Source organism: Arcobacter denitrificans (SeqCode) (assembly GCF_048571185.1).
GTDB classification, from domain to species: Bacteria; Campylobacterota; Campylobacteria; order Campylobacterales; family Arcobacteraceae; genus Arcobacter; species Arcobacter denitrificans.
On record NZ_CP182350.1, the window covers coordinates 1,560,352 to 1,578,202 of the forward strand.

A 17,851-nucleotide genomic window follows, 5' to 3' on the forward strand; every position below is an offset into this window, starting at 1 on the left:
AAATTCCTCTTTTTATTTAGAATCTATATCTTACATTTGCTGTTATATTTTGAGCTTGCGTTACATAAGGACTTACAGAACCTAAGTCAGGATTCCCATCATATCCAAAGAAACCATTACTTCCATAATAATCATAATTTATTTTTGTATATCTTAATGACCAGCTTAGGGCATTGTTAATTTTAGAGTTTCTATAAACTTCCCAAGCAGTACCTCTTGTTGCTATTTTAGAACCAACCATAGTATCTTCACCATAGGTCATAGGTCTCCAATATTTACTACCTTTATTCCACTCAACTCCAATTCTTGAATCTTCTTGGTCAATTGGACATGGAGCATTAACTCCTAGCCAAATAGAACTACCAGTTTTAGAATCAGTTGAACCTAACATTCCCAAAGAGTTTGGATGTGTTTTAGATGCTGCAAAAGAAGCAAAAGCTATTGTATTATCAAGATAATCTGAAATCTCTTCTCCTATACCATCGGCTTTAAACATGATAGTTGCAAGTTCTAAATCACCAAAATCTTTAAAGGTATTATTTGAATTATTCCCATCAAACATATCTGTTTGTGTAAAACCAATCATATTCCATGCTTTTGCATAGTTTGTGTGAACTGAGTATTGTCCATTGTCGTATGGAACGAAAATAAACCCTGCCATATCAATATTTGGGTTTTTTGTATTATCATTAGCATAATCAAGTCCATCTGAACTAAATCTTGGTTTTGCATTAGTTAGACCACGACCTGCACAAAATTTCCACCACATACCTTGAACACCTGTGATTTTATCTAAATCAAATTTTGCAGAAAGGCCGTCAAATTCAACATTTACAGTATGTGAAAGTGCAGATTTTCTTGATTGGTCAGCTCTTAGGTTTATACCTAAACCATCAGTTGATGGACGACGTCCTACTGAAACTGCCCATGGTAAATCTTTATTCCCCATAAATGAGTCGTCTTTATATAACCAGTACGCTTCTTTTACTTTTAAAGTATTGTCATTTGCATTTTCATTTGTAACCCAGTCAAAGTTTGCATATCCAGGACTTGTATTAGCTTGAGAATGATTTGCTGAATCTCCATATGCTTTGTTGTAAGATAGAGTACCTTTAAATATAGTATTATCATTTGGCATATAAGCCATACCTAGCCATAACCTATTTGTCATAAGAGCACTATTTTTAGCTGTTGTTCCATTTGATAATTTATAGTTTATATTATCAACTTGTGTTCTAAAGTCAATATCCCATTTGATATTATCATTAGCATCATGAGTTTTGACATCATTGATTTTTGTATAGTTTTTTGCTACTTTTTTCTCAACTATTGATAATCTTTTTTCCGTATTTGCAGGAAGTTTTAACTCAGTAGTTTTTTTTGTAGCTTCGTTTACTTTTGCTTCAAGTAAAGAAAGTTGTGCTTTTAAAGCTTCAATTTGTGCTTGAAGTTCATCGTTAGATAGCTTTGCTCCAAAACATGACGTACTTAAAGCCACTACTAAAGATAAAGCAATACTTGTTATTTTCATTAATTCTCCTTATAATTATTGTCTCCACAATTGCACGAAGTTTACACTTAAAAGGGTTAATGAATACTTAATATGATATAACTTTTTCTTATGATTAATATACTGTAGGTAATATATAAAGGGAGTTGTAAAGAGGATGATACTCCTCTTTACTTAAAAATTAACAAGATGGAACATTTCCTGAATCACTTGCATACTCATGAGAAAAATCATAAAAGTGTTTAATCCAAGAATCTTTTATTTTACTAAGATCTGCATCGGGACAGATTTTCCCAATCTCTTCTTTAAACATTCCTTTATTATTTATTTCTGCCCACTCATCTTGAGTATGTTTTGAAGCAAATTTTGCACCATTAAATCCACATGAACTTTTTAACTTTTTAATAAAAAGTTTTTGACCTTTTACGGGGTCTGCAGATACGCTTGTTGACGCAACACCTAACACTAAAGCAGAAGCTAAAGCAATTTTTAGTAATTTATTCATTATATGTCTCCTTAAATTTATTACAATTATAACTTATAAAATTAAAAACTTTATTAAAATTGTAATAAAAAGTATAATGAAACTACAAAATATAATATAAAAAAAACTTATAATTGGAAAAAAATGAAATATTATGCAATAAAAAATATTGTTAACTATTTAAATGAAAACTGTCATGCTATTAGAAATATAAAAAGAGTAGAAAATAATACGATATTCATGGAGTTTAATGAAAGAAATGTTATCTATTTTGATATGTCAAAAAGCAATAGTCTTATTTATAAAAAAGAGGAAAAAACCTCTTTAAAAAAAGATTTTATTGCACCCTTTGATACCATATTACAAAAAAGATTTAATAATTCAAAAATAAAAAATATAACGATGCACAATGATGATAAAATTATAAGATTTTATGTTAATTCTAAATCTTCATACAAAGAATTAACCACAATTTTACAGTTAGAGTTTACAGGAAAGCATACAAATATCATAATCTTGGACGAAAAAGAGATAGTTTTGGAAGCTTTAAGGCATATAGATGAATTTAGTTCATCTAGAGTTGTAAAAGTTGGTGAAAAATTAGATGAAATTCCAAAACAGACCTTTATTCCTAAGATGGAAGAGATAGCTGATACAGAAAAGTTTTTATTAAACAACTATCTTCAAAAAGAGCAGAGTCTCTTAACAAGTTTAAAAAAACAAAAAATATCACAAATAGAAAAAAATAGTAATAAATTAATAAAGGTATTAAAAACATTACCACAAAAAGATGACTTAGAAAAAGAGTCAGTTTTGTTGTATGAAAAAGCAAACTTAATTCTAAGTAATTTACATCTTATAAAGCCCTATGATAAAAGTGCTAAATTAACTAATTATGATGGAACAATTATAGATATAGATTTAAGTGATTGTAGTAGTCTTTCTGTTTTTGCCAATGAGCTTTTTAAAAAAGCAAAAAAACTTAAACAAAAAAGTCAATATATCTCAATTGAAAAAGATAATTTATCAAAAAAAGTTGAGTTTCTAAATAGAATGGTATCAAATATAAAACTTTGTAAGTCTATAGATGAGGTTGAGTTTTTACTTCCTAAAAAACAGAAAAATCAAACAAAAACAAAAAAACAAGAGCCCTATGAAAGCTTCTTTTTTGATGGATATAGAATATTACTTGGAACTGATGAACGCTCAAATATATATTTGCTTCAGAACTCAAAAGCAAGTGATTTTTGGTTTCATATGCAAAGTACAAACTCTTCACATGTGATAGTTCAAAACACAAAAAAGAGTTTGCCAATAGATGTAATATATAAAGCAGCAGAACTATGTGTGAAGTTTTCAACAGACTTTGCGGGAAAATATTTAGTAGATTTTACCCAAAGAAGAAACGTAAAAGTTCAAAATGGTGCAAATGTTTTGTATAATCCATATGATACAATTGACGTACACATCTAAGGAGATATTTTGAAAACACTATTTTTATCTTTTTTTATTATATTTATACTCTCTTCGTGTAGTTCAAAAGATATTTCAAAAATTGAAATTACAAATGAGATAGTAGTAAGTAAAAGTGAAAATAAAACAATTTCAATATTGTATAACAACAGTACAGATAAAAAAATCCAACTTTATAAAAAACTTAGTAGTGAATTAAAAAAACATGGTTATGAAGTAGTTTCAAATGAGTATGCAAGAGAATACTCCCTTGATATAAACACTATTTTTGCCAATGAAATAGGTAAAAGAAGTACTACAAAAGATATTTTAAGTAATACAAACCTAAATATTACCATAGGACAAGTTTTTGGAAATGTAGGTGTTAGTGGAACTATTGGCTCAAAAATTGGTTCTATATTGGGTGATAGCTTGGATACAAAATCTTATCAAATAATTATGGATATAACAATTAGAGAATTTAAAGATAATATTATAACAAATGAGACTATTACACAAGTAATTGCAGAGTCTACACTTATTGATGAGTCTAGTGAAATAACTATAGATATTTTAGAAAATAAAATAGCAGAAAAAGTAGCAAGAATATTCCCTTAAAACTCTATTTACAAAATAGAAAGAAAACTTAAGATAAAATATCAAAAAATCAAAGGTTATTTATGAATGAGTTACTCACCTCAAGTTCAACAAGAATAAAAACAGCACTTGCTTTATTTGCACTGTTTATATTAGTTAGTTATATTGATACTATGTTTGTAACTTGGATATTTCTTGGTGTTTTTATGATTGTTGGTGTTCATGAAGCAATGAATTTATTTAAAGTAGAAGATTCAAGAGTATACCAATATGCATTGATTTCTTGGATTATTGCATACTTTTATCCAAATCCTGAAATATTGGTTTTAGTAGCACTTGTAATTTTTGGTGGAAATTTAGCCTATAAAAGAGATATGGACAAAAAAATATTTTTACCACTTCTTTATCCTTTAGTCTCATTTTTAACTCTTTTAGCTTTATACACAGAATATGGAATAGAAGTTTTTTGGTGGATGTTATTTGTTGTAGCATCTGCTGATGTTGGAGCTTATTATGTAGGTCGAGCTTTTGGTAAAACTAAATTTTGTGAAACAAGTCCAAATAAGACTTTAGAAGGTGTTGCCGGTGGTATTGTATTAGCAGCAATTTTAGGTCCAATATTTGCTATTGATGGGATAACATATTGGGGTACTTTGGTTATTTCTATAATTGTTGCAATCGCATCTATTTTTGGTGATTTATTTGAAAGTTATTTAAAAAGAGAAGCTGATGTAAAAGACAGTGGAGATATTTTGCCAGGACATGGCGGTGTATTGGATAGAACTGATGGATTCCTATTTGCATCAATTATAATGCTAGTCTTATTGAGAGCTATAATTTGATAATCTTAGGAAGTACGGGTTCTATTGGGGTTAATACTCTTAATATTGCAAAAAAGTTTAATCTAAATATTGATGTTTTGGTTGCAGGAAGAAGTATAGAACTGCTTAATTCTCAAATAAAACAGTTCAATCCTAAAAAAGTAGTAATAGCTTTAAAAAAGGATATCTCAAAAGTAAATCATCCTAATGTAACTTATGGTGAAGAGGCAATTTTAAAAGCTATAGAAGAGTCAGATGCTAAAACTGTAGTGAATTCTCTTGTAGGATTTTTAGGACTTAAACCAACACTAAAAGCCATAGAGTGTGGTAAAAAAGTAGCTTTAGCAAATAAAGAGTCCTTGGTTGTTGCAGGGGCTTTCATAGATCAAAAAAATCTTATGCCAATAGATAGTGAACACTTTGGACTTTGGTATTTACTTCAAGATAAAAAAATGGACTCTATGACTATAACTGCAAGTGGAGGCTCTTTTAGAGATTATCCTTTGGAAGAGTTAAAAAATGTTTCTATCAAAGAGGCTTTAAATCATCCAAACTGGTCAATGGGAAACAAAATCACAATAGATAGTGCAAGCATGACAAATAAACTTTTTGAACTTTTAGAAGCAAAATGGCTTTTTGACACAACAAAACTTGATGCCATAATAGAGACAAAATCACTTATTCATGCACTTATTAATTTTTCCGATGGAAGTACAACAGCACATATTGCAAATGCAAATATGCAACTTCCTATTTCATATGCTGTTTTAGGTAAAGTTGATGAAAATATACTCAAACATATAGATTTAGTAGAAGTTGGAACTTTAGAGTTTAAAAAAATAGAAGAACAAAGATATCCAATCTGGGGTATAAAAGATGAGATTTTAAAAAATCCAAATTTAGGAGTGGTTGTTAATGCTGCAAATGAAGTTGCCGTTGCAAAGTTTTTAAATGAAAAAATAGGTTTTTTAGATATCTCGAAAATAACACTTGATGCAGTAAATTATTTTCATAATGTAAAGCCAAGTTCACTTGAAGAAATTTTTGCTTGGGATAAAGAAGTGAGGGCTTATTGTGAGTCTTGATTTATTTATACCTTTTGGGATATTACTTGTTTTAGTAATATATTTAATAGCAAGTAGAACTAACTTTGAAAAACAAACAATAAAAGAGTTTGAAGAGAAGTTTGAAAATTGGAAAGTTCATGCAAAACCAGAAGAAAAAGAAGTTAAAGAGACAAAAAAAGAGTTAGTTGGACTTGTGTTCAAAAAAAATGGTAAAATAGATATAGAACTTTTTGATGAGTTTAGTAATGATAGAATTCAAAAAGGAAAATTTAATTCAAAGATAAGACAATGAGATATTTTATACTAATTATATCGTTAGTCGCAATTTTAAATGCAGCCTCTTTTCAAAGAGATACTCAACTACAAATCGTAATTGATAAAGAGCACCCTCTTGTTTGGATGGATAGTGAAGCCAATGTAAAACTTTATTTTACCCACGAAGAAGCTGAAAAATATTGTGAAGATTTGCTTCATGGGACATATAGCAATTGGCGTTTACCAGAAATTGAAGAATTAGAATTAATTGTAGATAAAAATAATCCCCCAAGAAATATAAATAGAGCTTTTAGATATAGCTTAAATGAAGGATATTGGGCTAGTACTGCTCATTGGAGAACGCTATGGTTTTATGCTGATTATATGCATTTTGTAAGTGGTACTCCATATTTTGATAGTAGACATAAGCAAAAATTAGTTAGATGCGTAAGGACAGGAAAGTAAAAGTGAATAAAAGAGTTTTAATATTACATGGTTTAGGTGGAAGTGATTTTCCTCATTGGCAGGCTCACTTAGCAAGGGATTTGATAAAAGAGGATTATGTTGTCTCTTTTCCAGCTTTTCCAAAAAGAGAAAGTCCTGATTTAAATGAGTGGAAAGAGTTTTTGAAAAAAGAGATAAAACACTTCAATCCTGATATTGTAGTTTGTCACTCTTTAGCAAATATACTTTGGTTTCATACTTGTGATGAACTTGATATCAAGTTAGATAAGCTTATGTTAGTAGCACCAGTTAGTAGAAATAGAGTTGTAAAAGAGGCTCAAAGCTTTTATCCATATCCAATAGCAAAAGATTTAAAATCCCGTGAGATAATAATGGCAGCCTCAACCAATGACCCATATATGGAAATAGAAGAGGCAATTGAACTTCAATCAAAACTAAATATTGGTATGAAAATTATGGAAGATGCAGGACATATAAATGCAGCTTCTGGATTTGGGAAACTTGATTGTGCCTTAGATTGGATAAATAGAGTTGAAGAGTGTGAGGAAAATCGTTGATTTTAAGTATTGAATCTTCTTGTGATGATAGCTCTATTGCTATAACAGAAATAGCTACGAATAGGCTTGTTTATCACAAAAAAATATCTCAAGAACTGCAACATAGTGTTTATGGTGGAGTTGTACCTGAACTTGCCGCAAGACTTCATGTGGAAGCTTTACCTAAAATACTTGAAGAGTGCAAAGAGTATTTTTCTCAACTAAAAGCAATAGCAGTTACAAACGCTCCTGGACTTTCTGTTACTCTTATGGAAGGTGTAACTATGGCAAAAGCCTTAGCACTCTCTTTAGGTATTCCTCTTATAGCTGTAAATCATTTAAAAGGGCATATTTACTCTTTATTTATAGAAAGCAAGGCAATATTGCCTTTAAGTGTTTTATTGGTTTCTGGTGGACATACTCAAATAATAGAAGTAAACTCTTTAAGTGATATGAAAATAATAGCAAGCACAATGGATGATAGTTTTGGAGAGAGCTTTGATAAAGTTGCCAAGATGTTAGAACTTGGTTATCCAGGTGGCCCTATTATTCAAGAATTGTCATATAAAGGAGATAAGGAGAAATTTGATTTTCCAGTACCTTTAAGACAAAGTCCTAAAATAGAGTTTTCATATTCAGGCTTAAAAAATGCAGTTAGAGTTGAGATAGAAAAACAAGGAACTCTAAGTGATGAAACAAAAGCAGATATTTGTGCCTCTTTTCAAAAAACAGCAGTTGAACATATTATGCAAAAACTAAAAAAACTTTTTAAACAAAAAGCTCCTAAAAACTTTGCAATAGTTGGAGGGGCAAGTGCTAACATATGTTTAAGAGGAGAAGTTGAAAAGCTTTGTGAAAAACATGGGACAGCTTTAATGTTAAGTGAACTTAAATATTGTAGTGACAATGCTGCTATGATAGGAAGAGTTGCTGTTGAGCAGTATAAAGTAAATGATTTTATATCTATAAGTGAACTTGATGTTCAAACAAGAGTGAAAGTATTTTAAAGGTGAGACAATGATATTTGAAATGGGTGCAAAATTAGATGGCGATAGTTTTGATACAAAAAAAGAAGATAAGAAAAAAAAGTCATCAAATAAAATAGAACCAAAAAACTCACATCAGTTAGTATTTACCTATGAGAAAAGAAAAGGTAAGCCCGTAACTTTGGTGGGTAGATTTAATGTAAGTGATGATGAAAAAAAAGAGGTTTTAAAACTTCTAAAGAAAAAGCTTGCCTGTGGTGGAGCTATAAAAGAAGAGTGGATAGAACTGCAAGGTGATGTAAAACAAAAAATAATAGAAATCTTATCAAAAGATGGATGGAAATTTAAAAACAAATAAAGAAGTATGCCATGAAAAAAGTATTTGATGAAGTTGGAACTTTAGATAGAAGATGTTACGAAGAGTTTGCCTTAAGTGAAGATATACTTATGGAACACGCCGCATCTAGCATGGCAAAATTTTGTGAAGATAAGTTTGAAGAAAAAAGTGTAATTCTTATTGTTTGTGGACTTGGAAATAATGGAGCTGATGGTATAGCATTAGCTAGACTTTTATATAAAAAATTTGATGTGAAACTTTATATTCCTTTTGGAGTAAAGTCTCAAATGGCACAACTTCAACTAAAAAGAGTAAAACTTTTAGGAATAGAAGAGATAAGTTTTGTATGTAGTTGTGATGTAGTTGTAGATTGTCTTTTTGGAAGTGGTTTAAATAAAGACTTAGATGAGAGTTCAATAGAGCTTTTAAAAAGAGTAAATTATCTAGAAGCCTATAAAATAGCTTGTGATATTCCAAGTGGAATTAATACCTTAGGACAAATTTATAGCGTGGCTTTTAAAGCAGATACAACTATTACTATGGGAGCATATAAAAAGTCTCTGTTTAGTGATAGTGCTAAAAACTATGTGGGTGAGATAATAGTTGCTAACTTAGGAGTTCAAAGAGATGTTTATGAAAGTAGCAGTAATACTTTTCTTTTAGAAAAAACTGATATGAAACTTCCTTTTAGAAAAGATAAAAACTCTCACAAAGGAACTTTTGGTCATGTGAGTATTATCATGGGTGAGAAATGTGGAGCAGGTAGAATAGCCTGTGATGCTGCTTTTAAATTTGGGGCAGGTTTAGTTACTGCTGTTTGCCACAAGGAATTAGATTTACCCTATCATATTATGCAAAGCCACTTTATACCCAATAATTGTACCTCTATTGCTATTGGAATGGGACTTGGTAATTATGAGATTGAAGAGATTAGAAATATTTTAGCTCTTAAAATACCAAAGGTAATAGATGCAGATTTATTTTATGAAGAGCTAATATTGGAGACTTTAAATAAAGAGTTTGTCTTGACTCCACATCCAAAAGAGTTTTGTTCACTTTTAAAGCTTTGCAATATTGCAGATATTAACGTTGAGGCTTTACAAAATGATAGGTTTAAATACCTTGAAATGTTTACAAGTAAATATCCAGAAGTAACTTTGCTTTTAAAAGGAGCAAATACAATTATTGCAAAAGGTGAAAAAAGATTTATAAATAATTTTGGTACTCCAAACCTAAGCAAGGGTGGAAGTGGAGATGTTTTATCTGGACTTGTAGCTTCTCTTTTAGCACAAGGATATAACTCTTTAGATGCAACAATAACTGCATCTTTAGCCCATAGTTTTGCTGCAAGAAATTTTACTAAGAACTCTTATTCCCTGTCTCCACAAGATATTATTGATGAGGTAACAAAATTATGAAGCTATCTATTGTCCAAACAACTTGTGAAGATATAAATGAAGCTAAAAAAATAGCAAAGATTTTACTTGAAGAAAAACTTGCGGCTTGTATACAAATTACAGATGTTGAGTCTTTATATATATGGAAAGATAATCTTTGTAATGATAAGGAAAAGCTTCTCTCAATCAAAACTAAAAAGAAAAACTTTAAAAAAATACAAAGGAAAATCAAAGAAAATCATAGCTATGATTTGCCCGAAATTATATCAATAGATATTGAAGATGCTAGTAAAGAATATAAAAAATTTATAGGTGAAAGCTGTAAATAAGAAGTGAACTGCTTCACTTCTTTAAGCTTGAAACCGGAAATTATATGTAAAACAAAATTGGAGGAAAAAGAATGAGTGATATTTTAAAAGTTGGTAATTATGAGTTTAATAGTAGATTAATAGTAGGAAGTGGTAAATATAAAGACTTCCAAACGACAAAAGATGCAACACTTGTAAGTGGAAGTGAGCTTATAACAGTTGCAATTAGAAGAGTAAATATTACAAACCCAAATGAAGAGAATTTATTAGATTATTTTAAAGATACAAATGTAAAACTTTTACCAAATAGTGCAGGATGTTTTACAGCAGATGAAGCAATAACAACTTTTAGACTTATGAGAGAAGCTACAGGAATAGATTTGATTAAACTTGAAGTTATAGGAGATGCACAAAAAACTCTATATCCAGATGTAATAGAGACAATTAAAGCTTGTGAAATCTTAAAAAAAGAGGGTTTTACAATTATGGCATATACAAATGATGACCCAATCATTGCAAAAAGATTAGAAGAAGCGGGAGCTGATGCTATTATGCCACTAGCTGCACCAATAGGAAGTGGTCTAGGGATTCAAAACAGATATAATGTGGCATTTATCAAAGATGCAGTAAAAGTTCCTGTGATAGTTGATGCAGGTGTTGGATGTGCTAGTGATGCAGCTATTGCTATGGAATTAGGAGCAGAAGCAGTTTTAACAAATACAGCAATTGCACAAGCACAAAATCCAATAGCAATGGCAGAGGCTATGAAGTATGCAGTAATAGCTGGACGAATGGGTTATAAAGCAGGAAGAATTCCTAAAAAACCCTATGCAACAGCTAGTTCACCAATAGATGGATTAATTCAGTTTTAGGACTATAAACTAAAAGTTAGCTAAAATTGGAAAATTTATATATCTTTTCCAATTTTACCCTTGACAAATAGTAAAAAACTTAATATAATTCCGTCCACTTTTCGTAAGATTAGTATGTTTCGGGGCGTAGCGCAGTCTGGTTAGCGCACCTGGTTTGGGACCAGGGGGCCGGAGGTTCGAATCCTCTCGCCCCGACCATTTTTTTAGAATATATATAAAAAGTTAGATGGTAGGATTAGCTCAGTCGGTTAGAGCGTCTGGTTGTGGTTCAGAAGGTCGTGGGTTCGATTCCCATATCTTACCCCATTTATTTTTAAGTGCTTCCTTAGCTCAGCTGGATAGAGCAACGCCCTTCTAAGGCGTAGGTCATACGTTCGAATCGTATAGGGAGTACCACTTTTCTGTCTTATTTTAAGACTTGTATACGCGGATGTGGTGAAATTGGTATACACGCCAGACTTAGGATCTGGTGCCGCAAGGTGTGAAGGTTCAAGTCCTTTCATCCGCACCATCTTTTTAAAATCATTTTTTAATTTATCTAATCAATTTATTTTAATTTATGTTTACTTCAAATAACCGCGGAATAGAGCAGTACGGTAGCTCGTCGGGCTCATAACCCGAAGGTCATAGGTTCAAATCCTGTTTCCGCAACCAATTACTACAATATGAATTTATTTACTCCTCAATTTAAATGATTATCCTAGTTAGAAAATTAGAAAGGATATATATGTCAATTACAAATATTAAATTAACTCAAAAAGTTGAAGTATTTATTAGATTAATTCAAAATAATGAAAATCTAAAAGATGCTTGTAGCAAAGCTGGTATAAAAGTATCTACAAAATCGGTTTGTACTGCAAATAATAGCAATAGTTAGAAGGCTCTTCTAATTATGCTATTTTTTAACTCAAAATAAGTTCACAAAACTATCAATTTAAAATCTTATTAATCTTTTTAAAAGTATACTTGCGTCTTATTAATATAAAGACAGGTGTCTGAGAGGTCGAAGGTACTTCGTTGGAAGCGAAGTGTAGGTCAAACTACCGTGGGTTCGAATCCCATCCTGTCTGCCATAAGCTTTTTATCTTACTTCAAATCCATTAGTGTGTAAAGAGCCCAAAGAAGACTGTTTTATATCAGTTACTTTACTAGTTGGACTACCACTTTTTAAAATAGTAATAAAGTCATTTACTCTTTTTTCATGACAAGTAACAACTGCCTCTACTTTACCATCTGGTAAGTTTTTAATATATCCACTAAGTTTTGCTCTATTGGCATTGTCAGCTATACTTTTTCTGTAGTATACACCTTGTACTTTTCCACTAATTATAAATTTATAGCTTTTCATTATTAATATTCACTTTTTTTATGTATGTTTAGAGTTTTGACTTATTTAAATATTATTCTACCATATCCTTAAGCTATTTAGCAATTTTATGCTTATTTAATAAATCTTTTCTCTATATCTTCATTACTTAGTTCAATGTTTTCTTCATTTATAAAACCATAAAAATAAGTATCATTTTTATCAGACACTTCAATTACTAAGATATTTTCATCAGAGTGATTCTTTATAAATTTTTCTACAGCTTCTACTGCTGAGTTTATCCAATATTTTTCAATTTCATCATTGTTTCCTGCATCAAAAAACAGACAATCTTCACATAATGAAAACAGATAGTTTCCTGCACCTTCATATATTTCAAAAGAGTTATTATCATTATCGAGTTTTTCATTTGTAAAAGGACAATATAAACTAAACTTTTTATTTTCTTTTGGTTTTAAGGTAACTTTGTTCATTGGAAATCCTATTGTATAAATTTTCCAAATTATACAATTTGATTCTTAGAAATAAAATAATTTATTTATGAAGATGGTTTAAAAGCGGGCTATTTCAAGAATCTTGTAAATCCTTTTTTGTTACAATCTTAAAATAAATAATCAAATGAGATAATATATGAAACACAAACTTATTAAAAAGTGTCTTTTCCCAGCAGCTGGTTATGGGACTAGATTTTTACCTGCCACAAAAGCTACACCCAAAGAGATGTTACCCGTTTTAACTAAACCACTTATTCAATATGGAGTAGAAGAAGCAATTGCTTCTGGTATGAGCACAATGGCAATAGTAACAGGGCGAGGTAAAAGAGCTATTGAGGACCACTTTGATATATCCTATGAATTAGAACATCAAATAAAAGGTACAAGTAAAGAGCACTATTTAACTGAAATTAGAAATGTAATTGAAAAATGTACTTTTTCATATACAAGACAAATAGAGATGAAAGGTCTTGGACATGCGATTTTAACTGGTGGGGAGACTTTAATAGGAAACGAACCTTTTGCAGTTATTCTTGCAGATGATTTATGTGATGATGAAGGAAAGGGAGTTTTATCTCAAATGGTAGAGCTTTATGAAAAGTATAAGTGTTCCATTGTAGCCATCGAAGAAGTGCCTAAAGATGAAACATATAAGTATGGTGTAATAGAAGGAAAAGAGATAGAAGAGGGTATTTTTATGATAAATAATATGGTTGAAAAACCAGACCCAAAGGATGCTCCCTCAAATCTAGCAATCATAGGAAGATATATCTTAACACCTGATATTTATGAGATAATAAAAAACACAAAGCCAGGTAAAAATGGTGAACTTCAAATTACTGATTCACTTATGATACAAGCAAAAGAGAATATGGTAATAGGATACAAGTTTAAGGGTAAAAGGTTTGATTGTGGAAGGATAGATGGCTTTGTAGAAGCTACAAATCATTTTTATAATAAAGCAAAATCAGATGAAATATAATAAGAACTTTTATCAAATAAAATCAAATAATGAGATATTTGAAAGAATAGTAAAAGAGAAGAGTTATATTGGCTATTATAATCTTCCCTACCAAGATACAAGTGATATAAAAGAGTTTGCAAAAACAGTTACTCAAAAAGATATAGTAGTTGTAGGTATTGGAGGAAGTTCCTTAGGAACTTTTGCTATTCATAAATTCTTACAACATAAAGAAAATAGTAAAAAACTTCACTTTTTAGAATCAACGGATCCTTTAGATTTACAAAGAAGAATTAGTAAAATAAATCTTAATGAAGCACTTTTTATAATCATAAGTAAATCAGGAACTACAGTGGAGACTGTAAGTATTTTAAAATACTTACATACTCTTACAACTATTGATTCAAAAAATACAATATGCATAACAGAAAATGATAGCAAACTAAACAGTTTTGCTAAAGTTAGAGGTATTAGAACTTTTGATATTCCTAAAGATGTAGGTGGTAGGTTTTCTGTATTTTCAAGTGTTGGACTAGTACCACTTGCAATTATGGGGCTAGATATTGATGAGTTATTAAAAGGGTGTAAAGAAGTAAGTGATAGTTTTTTTTCTAAAGATGAATATTATGACTTACTTATGGAAAAAGCAAGGTTTTTAGTTGAGAATAAAAATAGATTTAACATAAATGTTGTTTTTTCGTACTCACTTTTACTTGAAGGTTTTAATAAATGGTATGTGCAACTTTGGGGTGAAAGTTTAGGAAAGATAAATATAAATGGTACCAAACAAGCTTTAACTCCAATTGGACTTGTTGGACCAATAGACCAACATTCTTTTTTACAATTGATTGTTGAAGGGAAAAGAGATAAAACGGTTACCTTTATAAAAATAGAAGATTTTAAAGATGAGATGACTATTCCTAATTTATCACTAGAAGGATTAGAAGAGTTGGACTATTTAAATGATATTAAATTTAAAGACCTTATTAATAAACAAGCCGATGCAACTATTGAAGCAATAGAAGGTTTAGATGATATACCTTGCGATGTTATTACAATACAAGCCCAAGATGAATATAACATAGGTAAATTAATGTTTTCATATGAATTATTAACTTCAACTGTAGGTAAATTTGTACAAATAAATACATATGACCAGCCAGGTGTTGAAGCTGGAAAAATTATCTTAAAAGAAAAACTAAAATAAGGTGAACACTCTTATTATAAATGGGTCTAATAGTAATTTTTATACCCATTTAACAAAACTTTTAAGAACATGTAAAAGTTACTATTTTTCAGTAGCTTTTATAAACTTCTCAGGCGTTCAACTTTTACTTGATAGTTTGGAATTTTGCCAAAAAAATCAAATAAAAGGTAAAATCCTCACTTCCACATATTTAAACTTTACTCAACCAAAAGCTTTAGAAAAATTACTTGAATATGAAAATATAGAGTTAAGAATCTATGATACAAATCATCACCAAAAAGGATTTCATACAAAAGCATATATCTTTGAGTTTGAAGATGATTATAAGATATTACTTGGTTCTTCAAATATAACAGCAAGTGCTTTTAAAAGCAGTGTGGAATGGAACATAAAAACTATCTCAAAAAAAGATGATGTTTTTACAAGTGAGATATTAAATGAGTTTGAGTTTTTATTTAAACAAAGTTTTGAAGTAAATGATTCCTTTATAAGTGAGTATGAACGTTTTTATGAAAAAAATATAATAAAAGAGTTTTCCTATAAAAGTAGTTTTACACTAAATAGTATGCAAGAAGAAGCAATAAAAAACTTACAACATCTAAGAGATAAACAACAAACCAAGGCTTTAGCTCTTGCAGCAACAGGAACAGGGAAAACATATCTAGCAGCTTTTGATGTAAAAGCATATGAAGCTAAGAGAGTTCTTTTTATAGTACATAGGGAAAATATCCTTATAAAAGCAAAAGATAGTTTTCAAAAAATAATTCCAAGTAAAACTATGGGTTTATATACTGGAAATAAAAAAGAGCTCGATTGTGAATACATCTTTACAACTATTCAAACCATCAGTTCCAATTATGAAAACTTTTTAAGAGACGAGTTTGATTATATTATAGTTGATGAAGCCCACCATATCACAAGTCCAAGTTATGAAAAGGTTTGTTCTTATTTTAATCCAAAGTTTTTACTTGGATTAACAGCTACTCCAAATAGAAGTGATGAAGGTAATGTTTATGAAGTCTTTGATGAAAATATTGCTTGTGATATAAGACTTAATGATGCTTTGGAGCATAGTTTAATCTCACCTTTTCATTATTATGGAATATGCGATATTGAATCAATTGATTATGAAAATATTGATATTTTAAATATATCACAGCTATCCAAAGCCTTGATGGTTAATAAAAGGGTTGATTATATTATTGAGAAGATGGACTTTTATTCCTTTGATGGTAAAAAGAGAAAAGCTTTAGCTTTTTGTGCTTCAAAAGAGCATGCAAACTTTATGGCTGAAGAGTTTAGTAAGAAAGGTATAAAATCTCTTGCTTTAACAAGTGGTGACTCCATAGAAAAAAGAGAAAAATATATAAAAAACCTAGAAGATGATAATCATGATTTGGAAGTGATTTGTAGTGTTGACATTTTTAATGAAGGTATTGATATCCCCTCAATCAATAGTGTACTTTTTTTAAGACCAACAAACTCTTCAATAGTTTTTGTGCAACAGTTAGGTAGGGGTTTGAGAAAACATAAAAACAAAGAGTTTGTGACGATTTTAGATTTTATTGGTAATCATAACAGAGCTTATATGGTAGCCTTTGGATTACTTGGTGATAAGATTATAGATAAAGAGAGTCTTAAAATTGCCCTTTCAAATGATTTTGCAAATATTGCTCATGCTTTTATTAGTATGGATGAGATATCTAAAAAAAGAGTTTTAGAGCAAATAGAAAAAGAAAACTTCTACTCGATGAGGTATTTAAAACAAAAGTATTATGAATTTAAAACTTTACTTTTAAATAAAATTCCTATGCTTGAAGATTATATTGCTTTTAGTGACCATATATCACCACTTGATTTTATATCAGAGTCAAAGTCTTATATAGAGTTTTTACAAAAAGTAGAAGATAAAGATGAATTTAAAACTTTATGCCAAGATGAGAACTTTATAAAAGCAATAAGATTTTGTGAGTTTTTATTACCTATAAAAAGAGTGTATGAATTTGAGATAATAAAGTATTTATTGACTCATATTTCTTGTGATGAAAAGCAGATTTACAATCTACTAAATAAAGAGTTAGATTTTGTATGTAAAGATACTATTAAACACTCTTTTAAGTATCTAAATCAAGAGTTCTTTGATAAGTTACAAGTGCAAAGATACTTAAAACTTGTAGATTTAAAAGATAACAAACTTTTTATTGCAAAGGAGTTTGAAAAGATATTAGAAAATAATGCAGCTAAAATTTTTATAGAACATAGTTTAAACTATGGAATCATAACTTACAAACGAACTTTCAAAGATACAAATTATGGCTTACCATTTTTAAAACTATATGAGAGATACAATATGCTAAATATCGCCTTGATGTGTAATCTTGATAAAATCCATACTTCTTTTAGGGGAAGTGGTTTTTTAAAGCATAAAGATGAGTTCTTTTTATTTATAACTCTGCAAAAAGATAAGATATCAAAGTCATCAAAATATAAAAACAACTTCTTAGATAAAAATTTAATCACTTATGTTAGTAAACCAAATATGAGTAGTGATAAAAGTGATGGATTAAGACTTGCTCAAAATATCAAATACAAAACAAGACTACATCTATTTGTAAGAAAGATTTCCCATGAAGATAAGAAGGTTCAGCCTTTTATTTATCTTGGACTTTGTAATAGTAAATCATATGAAGGTAATAAACCTATAAATATCATCCTAGAACTTGAAAAAGGAGTTGGGGATGAGCTTTATGAAGAGTTCACAAAGCTTCCCTAAAA

At 29.7% G+C, this 17,851-nt stretch carries 20 protein-coding genes and 6 tRNA genes; 22 read left to right on the forward strand and 4 right to left on the reverse strand.

Going from position 1 to position 17,851, the window contains the following annotated elements:
* Window positions 1–16: 16 nt before the first annotated feature.
* Together ACNI28_RS07815 and ACNI28_RS07820 are read right to left on the reverse strand one after the other, a co-directional pair.
* On the reverse strand, window positions 17–1,531 hold the full coding sequence (locus ACNI28_RS07815) for a DUF3373 family protein (RefSeq protein ID WP_419763710.1): 1,515 nt from the start codon (window positions 1,529–1,531) through the stop codon (window positions 17–19).
* A gap of 160 nt (window positions 1,532–1,691) precedes the next feature.
* Window positions 1,692–2,015, reverse strand: coding sequence for a cytochrome C (locus ACNI28_RS07820; protein WP_419763711.1), 324 nt, complete (start codon window positions 2,013–2,015; stop codon window positions 1,692–1,694).
* Between the two features lie 123 nt (window positions 2,016–2,138).
* Here ACNI28_RS07820 and ACNI28_RS07825 point away from each other — a divergent pair, with 123 nt between their 5' ends.
* From ACNI28_RS07825 to ACNI28_RS07915, 19 genes are all read left to right on the forward strand, one after another.
* On the forward strand, window positions 2,139–3,467 hold the full coding sequence (locus ACNI28_RS07825) for an NFACT RNA binding domain-containing protein (RefSeq protein ID WP_419763712.1): 1,329 nt from the start codon (window positions 2,139–2,141) through the stop codon (window positions 3,465–3,467).
* A 9-nt stretch (window positions 3,468–3,476) separates the two neighbouring features.
* Window positions 3,477–4,064, forward strand: coding sequence for a complement resistance protein TraT (gene traT / locus ACNI28_RS07830; RefSeq protein ID WP_419763713.1), 588 nt, complete (start codon window positions 3,477–3,479; stop codon window positions 4,062–4,064).
* Window positions 4,065–4,126: 62 nt separating this feature from the next.
* The gene (locus tag ACNI28_RS07835) at window positions 4,127–4,885 is read left to right on the forward strand and encodes a phosphatidate cytidylyltransferase (RefSeq protein WP_419763714.1); all 759 of its coding nucleotides are present in this window, start codon (window positions 4,127–4,129) and stop codon (window positions 4,883–4,885) included.
* The gene (dxr, locus tag ACNI28_RS07840) at window positions 4,882–5,949 is read left to right on the forward strand and encodes a 1-deoxy-D-xylulose-5-phosphate reductoisomerase (RefSeq protein ID WP_419763715.1); all 1,068 of its coding nucleotides are present in this window, start codon (window positions 4,882–4,884) and stop codon (window positions 5,947–5,949) included. Before ACNI28_RS07835 ends, dxr begins: the two co-directional genes overlap by 4 nt.
* Window positions 5,939–6,223: a hypothetical protein gene (locus ACNI28_RS07845; RefSeq protein ID WP_419763716.1), complete on the forward strand. Its 285-nt coding sequence runs from the start codon at window positions 5,939–5,941 to the stop codon at window positions 6,221–6,223. Before dxr ends, ACNI28_RS07845 begins: the two co-directional genes overlap by 11 nt.
* A complete protein-coding gene (locus ACNI28_RS07850) occupies window positions 6,220–6,651 on the forward strand; it encodes an Lcl C-terminal domain-containing protein (RefSeq protein WP_419763717.1) in 432 nt (143 codons plus the stop codon). Before ACNI28_RS07845 ends, ACNI28_RS07850 begins: the two co-directional genes overlap by 4 nt.
* 2 nt (window positions 6,652–6,653) lie before the next feature.
* Entirely contained in the window at window positions 6,654–7,208 is a 555-nt protein-coding gene (locus tag ACNI28_RS07855) for an RBBP9/YdeN family alpha/beta hydrolase (protein ID WP_419763718.1), read from the forward strand.
* The gene (gene tsaD, locus ACNI28_RS07860; RefSeq protein ID WP_419763719.1) at window positions 7,205–8,194 is read left to right on the forward strand and encodes a tRNA (adenosine(37)-N6)-threonylcarbamoyltransferase complex transferase subunit TsaD; all 990 of its coding nucleotides are present in this window, start codon (window positions 7,205–7,207) and stop codon (window positions 8,192–8,194) included. Before ACNI28_RS07855 ends, tsaD begins: the two co-directional genes overlap by 4 nt.
* Window positions 8,195–8,204: 10 nt before the next feature.
* Window positions 8,205–8,531: a translation initiation factor SUI1 gene (locus tag ACNI28_RS07865; protein ID WP_419763720.1), complete on the forward strand. Its 327-nt coding sequence runs from the start codon at window positions 8,205–8,207 to the stop codon at window positions 8,529–8,531.
* 11 nt (window positions 8,532–8,542) lie between these two features.
* A complete protein-coding gene (locus ACNI28_RS07870; RefSeq protein WP_419763721.1) occupies window positions 8,543–9,928 on the forward strand; it encodes an NAD(P)H-hydrate dehydratase in 1,386 nt (461 codons plus the stop codon).
* The gene (gene cutA / locus ACNI28_RS07875) at window positions 9,925–10,236 is read left to right on the forward strand and encodes a divalent-cation tolerance protein CutA (RefSeq protein ID WP_419763722.1); all 312 of its coding nucleotides are present in this window, start codon (window positions 9,925–9,927) and stop codon (window positions 10,234–10,236) included. Before ACNI28_RS07870 ends, cutA begins: the two co-directional genes overlap by 4 nt.
* 71 nt (window positions 10,237–10,307) lie before the next feature.
* Complete coding sequence (locus ACNI28_RS07880; protein WP_419763723.1) at window positions 10,308–11,087, forward strand: thiazole synthase; 780 nt, start codon at window positions 10,308–10,310, stop codon at window positions 11,085–11,087.
* A 120-nt stretch (window positions 11,088–11,207) separates the two neighbouring features.
* Window positions 11,208–11,285: transfer RNA gene (locus ACNI28_RS07885), tRNA-Pro, on the forward strand.
* 31 nt (window positions 11,286–11,316) lie between these two features.
* Window positions 11,317–11,393 (forward strand) — tRNA-His (locus ACNI28_RS07890).
* Between the two features lie 13 nt (window positions 11,394–11,406).
* A tRNA-Arg gene (locus ACNI28_RS07895) sits at window positions 11,407–11,483 on the forward strand.
* Between the two features lie 30 nt (window positions 11,484–11,513).
* Window positions 11,514–11,598: transfer RNA gene (locus ACNI28_RS07900), tRNA-Leu, on the forward strand.
* A gap of 66 nt (window positions 11,599–11,664) precedes the next feature.
* Window positions 11,665–11,741, forward strand: a tRNA-Met gene (locus ACNI28_RS07905).
* Window positions 11,742–11,814: 73 nt separating this feature from the next.
* Window positions 11,815–11,964 (forward strand): hypothetical protein, encoded by a 150-nt coding sequence (locus tag ACNI28_RS07910; RefSeq protein ID WP_419763724.1) that lies wholly within the window; start codon window positions 11,815–11,817, stop codon window positions 11,962–11,964.
* A 108-nt stretch (window positions 11,965–12,072) separates the two neighbouring features.
* Window positions 12,073–12,160: transfer RNA gene (locus ACNI28_RS07915), tRNA-Ser, on the forward strand.
* A gap of 8 nt (window positions 12,161–12,168) precedes the next feature.
* Here the strand turns inward: ACNI28_RS07915 and ACNI28_RS07920 are convergent.
* Together ACNI28_RS07920 and ACNI28_RS07925 are read right to left on the reverse strand one after the other, a co-directional pair.
* Entirely contained in the window at window positions 12,169–12,435 is a 267-nt protein-coding gene (locus ACNI28_RS07920; protein ID WP_419763725.1) for an acylphosphatase, read from the reverse strand.
* Between the two features lie 92 nt (window positions 12,436–12,527).
* Entirely contained in the window at window positions 12,528–12,887 is a 360-nt protein-coding gene (locus tag ACNI28_RS07925; RefSeq protein ID WP_419763726.1) for a hypothetical protein, read from the reverse strand.
* Between the two features lie 157 nt (window positions 12,888–13,044).
* On the opposite strand from ACNI28_RS07925, the gene galU reads away from it, so the two are divergent.
* The 3 genes from galU to ACNI28_RS07940 are packed head-to-tail and all read left to right on the forward strand — an operon-like array spanning window position 13,045 to window position 17,849.
* Entirely contained in the window at window positions 13,045–13,890 is an 846-nt protein-coding gene (gene galU / locus ACNI28_RS07930; RefSeq protein WP_419763727.1) for a UTP--glucose-1-phosphate uridylyltransferase GalU, read from the forward strand.
* A complete protein-coding gene (locus ACNI28_RS07935; protein ID WP_419763728.1) occupies window positions 13,880–15,076 on the forward strand; it encodes a glucose-6-phosphate isomerase in 1,197 nt (398 codons plus the stop codon). Before galU ends, ACNI28_RS07935 begins: the two co-directional genes overlap by 11 nt.
* A gap of 1 nt (window position 15,077) precedes the next feature.
* Complete coding sequence (locus ACNI28_RS07940) at window positions 15,078–17,849, forward strand: DEAD/DEAH box helicase (protein WP_419763729.1); 2,772 nt, start codon at window positions 15,078–15,080, stop codon at window positions 17,847–17,849.
* Window positions 17,850–17,851 lie beyond the last annotated feature (2 nt).

What these genes read in the sequence shown, in the direction of transcription:
- ACNI28_RS07815 (WP_419763710.1), bottom strand. Translation starts at nt 1,531, where the DNA reads ATGAAAATAACAAGTATTGCTTTATCTTTAGTAGTGGCTTTAAGTACG.
- ACNI28_RS07820 (WP_419763711.1), bottom strand. Translation starts at nt 2,015, where the DNA reads ATGAATAAATTACTAAAAATTGCTTTAGCTTCTGCTTTAGTGTTAGGT.
- ACNI28_RS07825 (WP_419763712.1), top strand. Translation starts at nt 2,139, where the DNA reads ATGAAATATTATGCAATAAAAAATATTGTTAACTATTTAAATGAAAAC.
- ACNI28_RS07835 (WP_419763714.1), top strand. Translation starts at nt 4,127, where the DNA reads ATGAATGAGTTACTCACCTCAAGTTCAACAAGAATAAAAACAGCACTT.
- ACNI28_RS07850 (WP_419763717.1), top strand. Translation starts at nt 6,220, where the DNA reads ATGAGATATTTTATACTAATTATATCGTTAGTCGCAATTTTAAATGCA.
- ACNI28_RS07865 (WP_419763720.1), top strand. Translation starts at nt 8,205, where the DNA reads ATGATATTTGAAATGGGTGCAAAATTAGATGGCGATAGTTTTGATACA.
- ACNI28_RS07870 (WP_419763721.1), top strand. Translation starts at nt 8,543, where the DNA reads ATGAAAAAAGTATTTGATGAAGTTGGAACTTTAGATAGAAGATGTTAC.
- cutA (WP_419763722.1), top strand. Translation starts at nt 9,925, where the DNA reads ATGAAGCTATCTATTGTCCAAACAACTTGTGAAGATATAAATGAAGCT.
- ACNI28_RS07880 (WP_419763723.1), top strand. Translation starts at nt 10,308, where the DNA reads ATGAGTGATATTTTAAAAGTTGGTAATTATGAGTTTAATAGTAGATTA.
- ACNI28_RS07910 (WP_419763724.1), top strand. Translation starts at nt 11,815, where the DNA reads ATGTCAATTACAAATATTAAATTAACTCAAAAAGTTGAAGTATTTATT.
- ACNI28_RS07920 (WP_419763725.1), bottom strand. Translation starts at nt 12,435, where the DNA reads ATGAAAAGCTATAAATTTATAATTAGTGGAAAAGTACAAGGTGTATAC.
- ACNI28_RS07925 (WP_419763726.1), bottom strand. Translation starts at nt 12,887, where the DNA reads ATGAACAAAGTTACCTTAAAACCAAAAGAAAATAAAAAGTTTAGTTTA.
- galU (WP_419763727.1), top strand. Translation starts at nt 13,045, where the DNA reads ATGAAACACAAACTTATTAAAAAGTGTCTTTTCCCAGCAGCTGGTTAT.
- ACNI28_RS07935 (WP_419763728.1), top strand. Translation starts at nt 13,880, where the DNA reads ATGAAATATAATAAGAACTTTTATCAAATAAAATCAAATAATGAGATA.